Raw genomic sequence first — 13,641 nt, 5'->3', positions numbered from 1 at the left:
TATATGATTTTTTAAAAAGATCAATTAGTTTTGTAACTAATTGATTTTGTGCTAACTTAAAACCGTAAAAAGTTAAATTTTTAAATAGGAGACGTTTTGCCTGAACTATTGGAAAAATTACAAGGAGGAGATCTGAAAAGCCTTGGCAAAGTACCCGAAGTAATTGAAGAAATTGGAGAAAACCAGGATAAGTTTGACGAGGTTTTTGATGGTATTTTTACACCGGATCCGGTAATCAGAAAGAGAGCGGCCACTGCTGTAGAAAAAATTTCTCAAAAACATCCGGATTTATTGCGCCCCCACAAAAAACTGCTGTTAAAACATTTACCCAAAATCAAACAGCATGAGGTAAAGTGGAACCTTGCGCAAACGCTTCCCCGCTTGAAAATGTCCCGCAATGAGCGGTCTTATACCATTGATATACTTTTGTACTGGCTCCGCACGGAAATGAAAAGCAAAAATGTGATGCTACATTGTATGGAGGCTTTGGCACAACTCGCCCAAAATGATCTTTTCTTGCAAAAAGAAGTCGTATTGGAAATAGAATTCCAATCGCACTCCGGAAATACGGCTGTCAAAGCCAGTGCCCAAAAGATTCTCAAAGATATGAAGTAGGGCCTTTTTATTATACAGAGCAATAACAGACAGACCGGTCAACAGTCACTCCTTTAAAAAACCGGAGGCTTTTGCTTTGCATTCCGGATACCTGCTTATGCAGTTTCCCAAATTCACTGAACAATCAAAACAGGTCAATGCAAACTCTATGACCATTCCTCAAAAATCACTATATTATTTGATATCTTTGGATAGTTGACAAACCTGTTATATACAGTATTAAAATCTACAATTTATGTATTTGCTTTTCATTCTGATCCCTACATAAAGTTATCCTTATTCAAGGCTTTTTCATAGGATAGTGTCTTGATCAGCCAGTATATTCATTATATAAGCAGCACTATTCACCTCTATTTTTTTGTTATTACGGTCTCTTATTTTCAAATAACACAAGTATGTCCTTAGGTCAACTTTCTTTATTCAACCGCGCGGAAGCGTATGCATCCAAAGTCGCCATCATCGATGAGCATCAATATTACACATACGAACAATTATTGCTTCGTTCCAGACATATCGCCCGTTGTGTATTGAAAGGCAATGAAGATTTACAAGAAATCAGAATTGCTTTTATGATCGCCCCCGGTTATGATTATACAGCGACACAATGGGGCATTTGGCAAGCCGGTGGAATTGCGGTTCCTCTATGCCCCTCCCACCCCCTGCCGGCTTTAGAACATGTTTTACAAGACAGCCAGGCGGAAATATTGATTGTCAGTGAAGCATATAAGGCCAAAGTTCAACCTCTTTTACAACAATGTTCTGTGGAGTTTTACACGTTGGAGGAGCTACAGGATATGGATCAGGATCCTACCAGTCCGCTACCCAGTATACCTAGCCATCGCAAAGCGATGATTATTTACACCAGTGGTACCACCCAGTTGCCCAAAGGGGTGGTAAGTACACACGATAACCTGGAAGCCCAACTGTTAAGTTTGTCCGAAGCTTGGCAATGGCAACCCAATGATCATATCCTCAATGTACTGCCTTTGCATCATGTACATGGCATTGTCAATATTTTACTATGTGCATTATGGAATGGAGCCACTTGTGAATTTGCCGGTGAATTCTCCCCCACCAAAGTATGGGACAAGTTTTCCGAAGGCCGAATCAATGTATTTATGGCTGTGCCTACGGTTTATTATCAACTTTTACAACGTTATCATCATGCCGATGCGGAAAAACAGCAATTATGGTCTGACTGTTTACAAGGATTTCGTTTGATGGTTTCCGGATCGGCAGCTTTGCCTGTAAACATATTGGAACAATGGCGGGAAATTTCCGGACATACCCTGTTAGAGCGCTATGGTATGACAGAAATTGGAATGGCCTTATCCAACCCCTATGAAGGGGAAAGAAGACCCGGACATGTAGGCCAGGCATTGCCCAAGGTTGAAGTACGTTTGGTCAATGAAAACGGCAATCTTTGCCAGGAAAAGGAACCCGGGGAAATTCAAGTCAAAAGCCCTTGTATATTCCAAGAATATTGGCAAAAACCCGAAGCTACTCAAGAGGCCTTTACCGATGACGGTTGGTTCAAAACCGGAGATATTGCCTTAGTAGAACAAGGTAGTTATAAAATTTTGGGAAGAAACTCCGTAGACATCATTAAATCAGGAGGATATAAAATATCTGCACTGGAAATTGAAGAAGTGCTGCGTCAACATCCTCAGGTCAAAGAATGTGCCGTGGTAGGAATAGCGGATGAAAAATGGGGTGAATGTGTAGCTGCAGCCCTGATCTGGGATACCGGTGAAGCCTTTGCTTTGGCACAATTTAAAGAATGGGCAGAAACTCACTTACCTTCTTACAAAATCCCATCAAAAGTCAAACTTGTGGAAGCACTTCCCCGCAATGCCATGGGAAAGGTTACCAAGAATGAATTAAAAAAGGAATTTTAGCCCCTTCCCGGAGGATTTTACTTGTTCTTCGAAAATACAGGTAAAATCCTCTGTGTTACCGTAAGGAGTATGCGAACCATCTTTTAATTTCCGTACACCACTACTTCCTTCATCCATTTCTTTACTTGCCCGGACAAATCAAACAACTCTATATAGACCAGATAGCTCCCCCAGCGAACTTTACGCCCTGTACTGTCCACTCCTTCCCAACGAAATACCCCGGAAGTGCCTAAGGTTTCGTTTTTTGCCAAACAACAAACCTCTTTACCCATCGCATCAAAAATAGTGACAGATGCTATCCATCCTGCTCTGGGAATTTGATATTCCAAATTAACAAAATCCCTATATCCGTCCGCATCCGGCGAAACTACTTGTGGAGACAAACGGAAATAGTCTGTTGAATTTACTTGTCCTTCATTTTCCCAAGACTGAGAGTTGGCATATCCGGGGCTGGCATATCCCACATTTGCTGACGCAGAAGTCCAGTTATGTGCCTCATTCTCCGGTTCTTGATAACTAATTCTCTCTAAAGAAACACCCTCCACATCTTCCAACAATGTATGGTGCATATTTTCATGATAGTCCAACCATTGTACAATCTGATTGTGGGGGTTGAGTAACACAACCGCTCCTTCCGTATCGGAAAAAGCAGGTAAGGCCATAGAGTACCAAGTAGAATCGGAAGCAGACGGGTATTGGTTTTGAAGTTGATACATATCGGAAGTAAGTAATAAAAAACTTCCCGGAGCCAGAACCCTAGTTTCTCCGGAAATGGGATTGGCATCTTGTATAATCCCCTCATGCCCATTGGCCAATTGCCAGTTTTTCAAATCAATGTACTTATCAGAAACATTCACTAATTCCACAAAATCCACTCCCCCATTCTCAGGATTAAACAGAATTTCAGAAAGCAGTATATCCGTAGAACCGGCAGGTTGGGGCAAAGAAAAATAGCGGCTTTCCGCCTCATGTAAAGTATTTCCCACACAGTCCCGTACATTTTTTACTACGATGGAATATACTTGTCCTTTTGCCAGTGGCGACTGCAGTTTCAAGAACACTTGGCTCCGGTTTAATTCATCCATGGAAAGTGAATCCACATGAATTTCAGGTTGAATCTGAAACTGAGCATAGGCGATTGAAACAGGCTCAAGTTTTTCATCAAACAGCAATTGTAAATTCAAAGAATCCTGTGCCATGGCATTGATTAAATGTGGGCCCCGTTTATCCGAAAGTTGTACCAAATGCGAATTATGTTGTCCGGGAGTCCCTCCCAGCGGTGCTTGGGATGCTTGCCAGTTGTTTCGCAAAGCACAAGGAAAATCCAAATCCCGCATTTCCAAGGAGAAGCCTCCCCCACTCCTTTCCAAATCTTGGTACCAGGCCGCTTCATAAGCCACTTCAAATACCAACTCCTCATAGCAATTCCTGATGGCTAATTGTTGCCCTGAGTTAGACAAACCTGGCCATAAAGATATGCCCAACACGGTACCATACGGAGTAAAATCTTCCCTATACTCTTGTGCACATACAATAGCCGCCTCGCCCGCCGGCAAATCCACCTTAGGTAAAGCAATTTCCTTTTCTCCAAAAATCAAGAAGTACTCTTCCAGGGAAAGTGTGTTACCGGTTGTATTTCGCAATTCCAGGTATTCGAACCCGGGCAGACCTTGGGACGGCAAAGGATCTGCCATAATTTCCGTAATAGACAAGCTTCCCCACCCCGGCACAAGCGGCACTTCGAAGGTAAATTCTTCAACTACTAATAAATTTCCGCTAAGGTCTTTTTGATTCATTACTTCTAGCATATAAGCTTGTCCCTCTTTCCACGGTTTGTCAAACTTTAAACAGACTTTCCAAGGTGTTTCTTCTTGCCAAACAACCTCTGCAGGGAATTGTCCTCCGACTTGGTAATGATTGAATGCCTTCGCAAATTTTTCTTGTAAGCTTTCATTAAAATGTACTTCTATTTCTTGCAAGGAAAGGACTTCGATAGTCGCTATTCGGGGCGCTTGTTTGTCTAAACTGACTAAATGTTTTGAGCCGGGTACCACTGTCCAGTCGGCTGCGCTAAACGGCAATATTTGCAAGGAATACACTGAATCGGCTATCAATGCTTCTGCAAAAATCAAGTGAAGCAGAGAAGGTTCATCCGCATTGAAAAATACCGTATCAGGATGTATCATTTCCTGTCCCAATTCAAACAAAGAAGGTTTTAACGTTTTGCCTTCCGGGAGCTTTTCCAGATGAATATTCAGTTGAAATGCGGTCTTAACATAAATCTCACGGATGCCGGAATGATATATCAGCGTACCGGACAGGTACTCCGTTTGTTTCCCATTCATGTTCTCCATATGCCAGGCTTCCAACAACAAAGGCTCCTTTTCGGGAAAGGTTTCATGGAAGAACAAATGCAGTCGATCACTCAAGGTATCCTGATATGCTTGAACCGAATCCGGCACCCACTTTCCCCCTAACAAAAATTGACGGGCTTCCAGGTTCGTTGAATTTACGTCTTCAGTAAACTGTACTTCTACCTTCTTTGGGGAAAGTACATTCAGCTTAGCAATAGAAAGAGAAGAGGTTGAAAAGGGGAAGGTAAGTGTATCCCGCAATACGTTTCCGGATAAGTCTTCCAACGCTGTTAACGAAAGCCGAAAGGTACTTTCCTCCACAAACTTCTCTTGCCAATACAGCAACAAATCCTTTTGGGTCACTGTATTTAGCAGAAGCGAATCCGGAGGAGCAAAAGGCGTATTGATATAATAGTGCTCTTTTACCTGTGCACTTCGGAGGGTAATTTTTTCAGAAAACTGTAATTGAATGGTATGTGTATCAAGCCTTTCATAGCCCTTTACATTTGGGGCTTTCACATCATAGACAAATGTTTTAGTACTGTTGTACATGTTATTCCCATAGCAGTCCTCCACTTGGCTCACCCGTAAAGAATAATCCTTTTCGTATTCCAGACTATCTTCAAAATACAAATGCACTTTTGAAAAATCCAAAGCATCTCTCTTCACATACTCAGGATGATTTTCGGAAGGTTGAAGCTGATAGTGGTTGAGGATTTCTGCCGAAACTTTATCTATATTTTCTGAAAAGTACAATATGAGATGCTTGCTACTTTCAATATGAATTTCTTCCAAACGAGGTCGCTTCGTATCCCTTTCCACCTGCCGGATAACCGGACTTTCCATGATATTTCCCTTTTGGTCTTCAATGGATGATATACGGAGTTCAATGGACTTGTTTGGGGGAATTTCCTCTGAAAAAAACAAAAAGACTTCTTGAGGAGCTTCCGGATTTCCGATCACTTTTACAGGATGAAATTGCCCATCCAATAAATAATATGCCGGTTGGGAAGCCGGCCCTTCTGCTACCCATTCAGAAAATACTACTTGCAAACTATTTTCGGAATCCACGACAACCGAATCCACTTCGGGAGGAAAACGGTCTTCAAAGGTAAATATGTATCGCAAGGTATCGTCCGATTGGTTACCTAAGGTATCGCTTATTTGCCAAGTAGCCAGTTGGTACACCCTATCCACTTGAAAGGCTTCTTTAAAACTCAAAATCACTTCAGATCCACTCTCTGAAAGCACTACCCGATCCGGCTTGAGACTACCGGGATAGATATGGTAATGTTGAGAGGAAGTTGCCGAGGATTCGGAAAGGACTTCATCAAAATGTACTGCAAGTTGGTCCGTGGCAATGGTTTCTACCCCCAGTAACTGAGGGGGTGTTATATCGGGAAGAAAATAGGTAAACGCTGTGTACAAAGGCCATTCCGGGGAAATATGATTCCCTTCCTTATCCGAAACCCCGGCGATTTCTAAAGTAGTTTTTTGACCGGGTTCAAATGAATTTTCAAAGGTCAGTTGTATTTCCGAACCTTTAACCAGTACTTGTACCAGTGGGTTCTCCGGTTCAGTACGGAAGTTTTCTGTTTGAATGGAAGAAGCTTCTTCTAACCACTCGGAAAAATGTAATGCTAACGTGTTGGAAGAACTCACTGATAATGCCGTCAAATAAGGCTTACGAAGCACTATGAAATCATCAAAATAAAAACTGTTTCTGCGACTATTGGACGAATAACGGATTTGGATCCCCATATGTATACTCACCCAAAAACTATTGTCCGTATAGGAGATTTCTAGTTGTTCATTAAGGTATACTCGCCATGTTCCGGCCTTGTTTCGCTCGACACGAATGGCAACTTCAGAAGTCCCGATTGAGCTGGTGCCTTCTGCCAACAGCTCTTCTTTATCCGCATCCTGTTTATATACGGCAATGCAGTCTCCTACCTTCAGAAAATACCCTTGTAAGGGTCCGTTCAGGTCCGCTTGGTTACTGATCAGATAAACACGAGCATGGTTTTTCTCATAAAGACTACTGGAAACCGTAAAGTCCAATTTTACTTTTATCTGCCATTCCATAACCGATAAATTCAAATCGGGAATAGTCACTGGTTTTGATAAATACCCTTTTCTGATAGAGGTACCTCCATAAGGCAAAGCTGATTGCAATTGCCCGGATGCATTGAGTGTAAAGCCGAGGCTGCGGTCCACCGTATTCCCCCCCTGCCAAGTAGGATCCAGTGATGCTTGATTAAAATCGTCTTTTAAAAGTTGTCCATGAAGGACCGTGCTGAAATGCAAAAGAATAAAGAGGAAACCTGTAATGAATCTCATTTTTTTCATACGGGCTTAACTCATATTCCCCCCAAAGATGTTTAAGCTTTTCTACAGCCCACTTTTCAAAATTCAACTATCTCTTAGAAAGCTGAAAGGCAAATGTGTACCTTTTTATTACGGAAGTTTATATAAATGTCAAACAGATGACACTTCACTTGTGAAAGGATATATACCTTGCTCCTTAATTAATATCTTACAACGCCACTTATTTTGAAACCTCAGGGGGTATTTCTTAAAATATCCTTTGGGATTTCAAAACTTTTAAAAAACTTTCGTTGAAATGTTGCCCCAAAACCAGGATAGGCGAAACGGTTTTCATCTATACGATCTTTCTCAAAAACCAAATAACCTTACAATGGGAGAATTTGTAAAATCTAAAACCCTAGGTGCTAAGATTATTTTTATTGCACTACTGGCCCTGTTAAGTATCAGCGGTTATTTTATCCTTTCATCTTACTTTCTCTTTCATGGCATGGCCGAAAAGGAAGGTTTGAAACAGCTTCAAAGCCTGGCCAATACCTCCGCTTTGATGATTGACGGGGACTTACACCAACAATTAACCCAACAGTATTCCACCAAAGATGCTCTTCGTAGCAACCGGCAGGATCCTCTTTATGACCAACTCCATCAAAGGTTAAAAAACATTGCAGAGGTCAACGAATTACACAGCCCTATTTACACCTTGATCCGATCAGAAGATGGAAAGCATTTCGAATTTATTCTTACCTCTTCGGAAGCGCCTTATTTCAGGCACAGCTATGAGCATTTCCCTCCTCTGTTAGACTCTTTGTTTTCCCAAGGAGGAACACTGGATAAATACGAAAGCGAAAACGGTACGTGGTTATCTGCTTTTGCTCCTATCCGTACTTCCGAAGGCAAAGTAGTGGCCGTGGTTCAGGTCGATCAAAAGTTTGATGAGTTCATTCAATCAGCCAATCAGAAATTAATCAAAGAGATCAGTTTCTCCCTGGTATTTTTACTTTTAGTTGGTTCGATACTGGTATTCTACCTCAACAAAATCACCAAGAATGAACAACAAGATAAAGAAGCATTGCTTCGCTCTTACAAGCTTATCGAACAAAAAAACAAAAATATTTCGGACAGTATTCAATATGCCAAACGCATTCAGGACGCTTTAATGCCTGACGAACAGACCATACAAACCCAACTCCCGGAGGCCTATATGTTATTCAAAGGGAAAGATACGGTCAGTGGGGATTTTCCCTGGCTCTATAAAGTACCGGATAAAAATCAGGTATATGCGGCAGCTGTGGATTGCACAGGCCACGGAGTACCGGGGGCTCTCTTGTCGATTATCGGTTATTTTCTTTTGAATGACATTATTCAACACAAAAAAATCTCCGAACCGGGGCTTATTCTGGAAGAGTTACACCGGAAAGTGGTTGAAACCTTAAAACAAAACGAGGCCTCTACCATGAGTAATGATGGAATGGATATCGCATTGGTCAAAATTGACTATGACACCCAGGTCTTGGAATTTGCCGGGGCACACCGCCCATTGGTCTTTTTGCATAACGGGGAGCTCTTGGAACTGAAAGGAAACAAACTTCCTGTAGGAGGAACTCAATATCAGAAAAGAAAAAAAGAAATTAAGTTTACCAACCACCAAGTGCACTTCCAGAGTAACGATTCGATTCACCTCTTTTCCGATGGGTATCAAGACCAATTCGGAGGACCACAAGGGAAAAAGTTTATGGTTAAAAATTTAAAATCGACTTTAGCAGAATTGCATCAACAACCCATGGACAAAGTAAAACATGCATTGGATGAAAAGTTTACCCATTGGAAAGGGGAACATCCACAAATGGACGATGTTCTGGTAATGGGGATACGATTGTAAAAAATCAAGTACTTGCTCCCAAAAACCAACCTCCCTTATGCTATGGAGGTTGGTTGCTTCAAACCGATCAAATTTCCCAATCTCTCCAAGAGAATTTTGGACTATTCTTTTATCTTGAATGAAAGTCCCCCCGCGAGGGTGATTCAATTCATATTTTTTAGTAACTTATATACCTCTTTTAACGTCAATTACTCAAAAATCATGGATGCCAGGCATAGTGAAATAGTAATTATTGAAGAGGATGAACAAATTATAGACGCCTTAAAATTACTACTCAATCAATTCAGTCATTTTCAAATACTTAACGTTTATCCTCATCATCATACGGCCCTTAAGACACTGCATAAAAACCTACCGGATATCCTGATTTACTCTTTGCAAGATTCTTTGGAAAGCTTACAGGGAATAAAAGAAATTCATAAAAAATATTCACAAATTAAGATCCTGGTCTTGTCTGCTTTGGATGATAAAGACACGGTTTTTCAGGCCTTCCATTTTGGTGCTTCGGGGTATATTTTAAAGAACCATCATTACACAGAACTTTTGGATGCCTTAGAGCTTATTTCCGAAGGAGGGGCCCCTATGAGCCCAAGCATTGCAAAAATGCTGGTGAGTTCCTTTCAAAAAAACACCAATTCTCCCCTTACCGAAAGAGAAACGGAGGTATTGTCCTTATTGGCAATCGGGCAAAGTTATGCCATGATTGCCGACACGTTGTTTATTACCAAAGAGACCATCAAAACCCATATCAAACATATTTACCATAAACTGCAAGTGAAGTCTAAAGCAGAAGCCATTGCCATCGCCTTAAAAGAAAAATATATTTAAACAGGCAATCTTTTTCCTACACAAAACACCTCCCACTTTAGGAGCTATCCAATACACAATATTCTGCCAAAAGATTTCATCCACTATCTTCCCCCCATCGAATTACCTATAAGTGAATTTGATGGGTTGCCTTTATTCTTACCTGTAAAAAAATTGCATTATAAGCAGGATTATATTTTTCTAAAAATCAATTATTTATACTTAACAAAATCCTCCCAGCGGGGTGATTTTCTTTGCTACGCATATTTCTAGCTTTGTATAACACAGCCTACCATTACTTTTTACATCCTGATTACTCCTTTAATCCTGACTACCCAACCACTATCATTTTATAGTAAAATAAACACTTATGACAGTAAAATTACTTATCCATGCAGTCGCAATAGTTGTATTTTTCTGTACTCAAGTAATTGCGCAAGAACGCACTATTACCGGGCAAGTTAGCGGGGAAGAAGAAGGCCCCCTGCCTGGTGTCTCTATTTTAGTGAAAGGAACTAACGAAGGAGCCGTTACCGACATTAATGGGAACTACAGCATTTCGGTGCCGGAAGGGGCTGATATATTGGTGTACAGTTATGTAGGATACCTCAGCCAGGAAGTGAGTATAGGGAATCGTACATCCATTAATATCGTAATGGAATCGGATACCAAAACCCTCAGTGAGGTGGTCGTAACTGCGTTAGGGTTTGAAGCCAGCAAAGACAAGCTGGGTAACGCCACACATACGGTACAAGGAGATGCCCTGGCCCGTTCGGGCGAGCCCAATCTGATCAACAGTATGCAGGGAAAATCTCCCGGTGTTAACATCGTACAAAGCAGTGGAGACCCTGGGGCCGGTTCCAGGATACAAATCCGGGGAGCTACTTCCATCACCCAAAATATCCAGCCGTTGATCGTCATCGATGGGGTACCGATATTTAACGATTCCTATTATGGAGAAGGATTTGGCGGACAAGACGAAGGATCCAGTGGGAGTATAGGGAGTGGAGGAGGAGTGACTCAACAAAACCGGTTAAATGACTTGAACCCGGATGATATAGCTTCCATTGAAGTGTTGAAAGGCGCTTCTGCCGCAGCCGTTTGGGGATCCCGGGCGGCCAACGGTGTTTTGGTCATCACCACCAAAAAAGGTTCTTCTTCCAAAGATAGAGTGACCATTAACTTCAATTCCAGCGTGAGTTTTGATGAGGTAAATCAGGAAATCCCGCTCAACGAGCGCTACGGTCAAGGTTCGGGAATGATTTACAGCCCGACCAATGTCTTATCTTTTGGAGATAGAATTGCCAACCGCCCTGGTGGGGACGATACCTTTATTACGGATGAAAATGCACCGGGATATGCAGGTATGTTTATAGGAAATACCGGTAAAACGTATTATGCCATAGCCCCTGGAACAGAGAACGACTTAAGCGGAGGCAAAAACTCCCGGGCCGTATTTAACCCCTTTGACTATCTTTTCGAAACAGGCGTGACATGGACTAACTCCATCAGCTTGGGTACTTCGGGTGATAAAGGAGATGTATATCTGAGTCTTTCCCACTTAGATCAAGATGGGATTATCAAAGAAAACAGTACCTACCAACGTACTACAGGACGGATTAATGCTAACCGATACCTAGGAAAACTCTTTACGGTTAAAACCTCAGCCGGATACACCCGTACCACCTCCAACCGGGTGCAGATGGGTTCCAACCTCAGTGGCTTGTTCTTGGGGGGCTTGCGAACTCCTGCCGACTTTTTCAGTGAAGACTATGAAGGTACTTATATTGACCCCTCAGGCTTTGAATTCCCCGAGAGACAAAGAGCCTATCGTAATTATTTGGGTGCCAATACCAGTTCCGGATATGACAACCCCCTTTGGATGATGCGCAATATCACCAGTAAGGCCGTAGTCAACCGCTTTATCGGTAAACTGGAATTAGGTTTTGATCCCCTTTCCTGGTTAAATATTACGGCCCGGGGAGGTCTGGACTTTTATACTGATGAAAGAGAAGACTTTTACCCGATCCTCTCTGCCGGTGAAAATAGTGGTGGACGCTTTACCAAGGAAACCATTACCCGTAGTCAACTGAACCTCGATTTAATTGCCCGAGCCAACTTTAAACTTAATGATTATATTAATACTAATTTCTTAGTTGGGTTAGGGCTCAATGAGCAAAAGTTGGACGACCACGGTGCCACAACCCGACAGTTTACCAACCCTTTGTCCCCTCCACAACTCAGCAATGGTACAGGAGGCAACCGGTTTTTATTTAATTATGAAGAAGTGATCCGTACCATAGGGTATTATGCCACTGCTGGCGTTGAATTGTACGATCAAGTGTTTGTTAACTTGTCGGGCCGGGTAGACGCACTTTCCTCCTTGCCGGTGAGCGACAATACGTTCTTCTACCCTGCCGGAGATATCGCCTGGCAATTCACTAAAATACTCCCCCAAAACTCTATCCTGACCTTTGGTAAATTACGGGCCGGATATGGTAAAGTTGGTAGAGGGCCTGATCCTTATTTGCTCAAAACGACCTTTATTAACCCCGATAATAATACTGACGGTGGCTTTGGAGAAGGTTGGGGACCAGGGGTAAACCCGGATGCTTACGGAGGTGGTTTTGCCATTAGCAATGTAGCGGGAAACCCGGATATCAAACCTGAAACCAAAATCGAGTTTGAAGTAGGGGCAGATTTGAGGTTCATTAATGACCGGCTTACTTTAGGGGTTACCTATTATGAAAATGAAACCAACGATTTGATCATTCAAGTGGATGTGCCCGAATCCAGCGGTTTCATCAAACAAACGACCAATGCCGCTGATATCGAAAACAAGGGAATAGAACTGGATTTAAGCGGAACCATCCTGAAAAACCCCGATTTCTCCTGGGTAACCAATATCAACTACTCTCATAATAGAAATGAAGTACTGCGAATGTCAGGAACCAATTCGGTTTTGATTAGCGGATTTTCCGGAACCAGCTCCAGAGGGGTAGTCGGCGAACAACTCGGAGTCCTTTGGGGAGCCAGATGGACCCGTAACGATGATGGTAGCCTGGATTTAGATGAGAATGGCTTTCCTCAACTAGGTGAAGAAGCCGGAGTAATTGGCGACCCCAACCCCGATTTCCGCTTGGGCTTTGGCAATACCTTTACCTATAAAAACCTAACCGTCAATATCCTATTTGACGGAAGTTTTGGCAACAAGATGTGGAACGGAACCAAAGGAGCTTTAGCCTTCTTCGGTCGTGCGGCCTATACCGCCGAAGAAACCATCCTCACTGAAGCCCAGGCCAATGACTTGTTAGTCTGGGACGGCTCTACGGTAGCGGAAGTCTATCCCTATGCACAACAAGGTGACGGGACATATGTGGTACGTGGTTCGATCAGAGATTTTGGTGCCGGCAATGTATTCTTAGACGAAATCTGGTATACAGTAGGTCCGGGTAGTGGGTTCACAGGACCTGACGAGCAGTTTGTTGAAGATGCTGAGTGGACACGACTCCGAGAGGTGACTGTTTCCTATAATTTCAATACGCCTTGGGTAAAAGATGTACTCAAACTCCAAAATATCAACTTCTCTTTCACAGGACGCAACTTAAAACTGTGGACAGATTATACAGGCGTAGACCCTGACACCAACTTGAATGGGGCCGGAAACAATGGATTTGGATTGGATTACTTCAATAATCCCAATACCCGCTCCTATATCTTCACACTACGGGTAACTTATTAGTTGAATCAAAACTTGAATAAT

General features: G+C 42.4%; 6 protein-coding genes. 5 read left to right on the top strand and 1 reads right to left on the bottom strand.

Translation table 11 applies throughout. The annotated features are described in order from the left end of the window. Positions 1-96 precede the first annotated feature (96 nt). A complete protein-coding gene (locus AAG747_RS09800; RefSeq protein WP_346820984.1) occupies positions 97-615 on the top strand; it encodes a hypothetical protein in 519 nt (172 codons plus the stop codon). 395 nt (positions 616-1,010) lie between these two features. Then, positions 1,011-2,513, top strand: coding sequence for an acyl-CoA synthetase (locus AAG747_RS09795; RefSeq protein WP_346820983.1), 1,503 nt, complete (start codon positions 1,011-1,013; stop codon positions 2,511-2,513). 83 nt (positions 2,514-2,596) lie between these two features. On the opposite strand, the gene AAG747_RS09790 is transcribed toward AAG747_RS09795, so the two are convergent. Further along, entirely contained in the window at positions 2,597-7,207 is a 4,611-nt protein-coding gene (locus tag AAG747_RS09790; protein WP_346820982.1) for a lamin tail domain-containing protein, read from the bottom strand. Between the two features lie 358 nt (positions 7,208-7,565). Here AAG747_RS09790 and AAG747_RS09785 point away from each other — a divergent pair, with 358 nt between their 5' ends. From AAG747_RS09785 to AAG747_RS09775, 3 genes are all read left to right on the top strand, one after another. Beyond that, on the top strand, positions 7,566-9,071 hold the full coding sequence (locus tag AAG747_RS09785) for a PP2C family protein-serine/threonine phosphatase (RefSeq protein ID WP_346820981.1): 1,506 nt from the start codon (positions 7,566-7,568) through the stop codon (positions 9,069-9,071). Between the two features lie 201 nt (positions 9,072-9,272). Then, a complete protein-coding gene (locus tag AAG747_RS09780; RefSeq protein ID WP_346820980.1) occupies positions 9,273-9,899 on the top strand; it encodes a LuxR C-terminal-related transcriptional regulator in 627 nt (208 codons plus the stop codon). Between the two features lie 349 nt (positions 9,900-10,248). Next, positions 10,249-13,620, top strand: a complete 3,372-nt coding sequence (locus tag AAG747_RS09775; protein ID WP_346820979.1) for a SusC/RagA family TonB-linked outer membrane protein — start codon at positions 10,249-10,251, stop codon at positions 13,618-13,620. The last annotated feature ends 21 nt before the right edge of the window (positions 13,621-13,641 follow it).

Source organism: Rapidithrix thailandica, assembly GCF_039710355.1.
Lineage (GTDB): Bacteria > Bacteroidota > Bacteroidia > Cytophagales > Flammeovirgaceae > Rapidithrix > Rapidithrix thailandica.
The sequence above is the reverse complement of the archived record's forward strand: the minus strand, read 5'-3'. Positions and strand labels throughout refer to the sequence as shown.

Bases quoted from the DNA above. Each gene is read 5' to 3' on its own strand.
- AAG747_RS09795 (WP_346820983.1), top strand. From the start codon at position 1,011: ATGTCCTTAGGTCAACTTTCTTTATTCAACCGCGCGGAAGCGTATGCA.
- AAG747_RS09790 (WP_346820982.1), bottom strand. From the start codon at position 7,207: ATGAGATTCATTACAGGTTTCCTCTTTATTCTTTTGCATTTCAGCACG.
- AAG747_RS09785 (WP_346820981.1), top strand. From the start codon at position 7,566: ATGGGAGAATTTGTAAAATCTAAAACCCTAGGTGCTAAGATTATTTTT.
- AAG747_RS09780 (WP_346820980.1), top strand. From the start codon at position 9,273: ATGGATGCCAGGCATAGTGAAATAGTAATTATTGAAGAGGATGAACAA.
- AAG747_RS09775 (WP_346820979.1), top strand. From the start codon at position 10,249: ATGACAGTAAAATTACTTATCCATGCAGTCGCAATAGTTGTATTTTTC.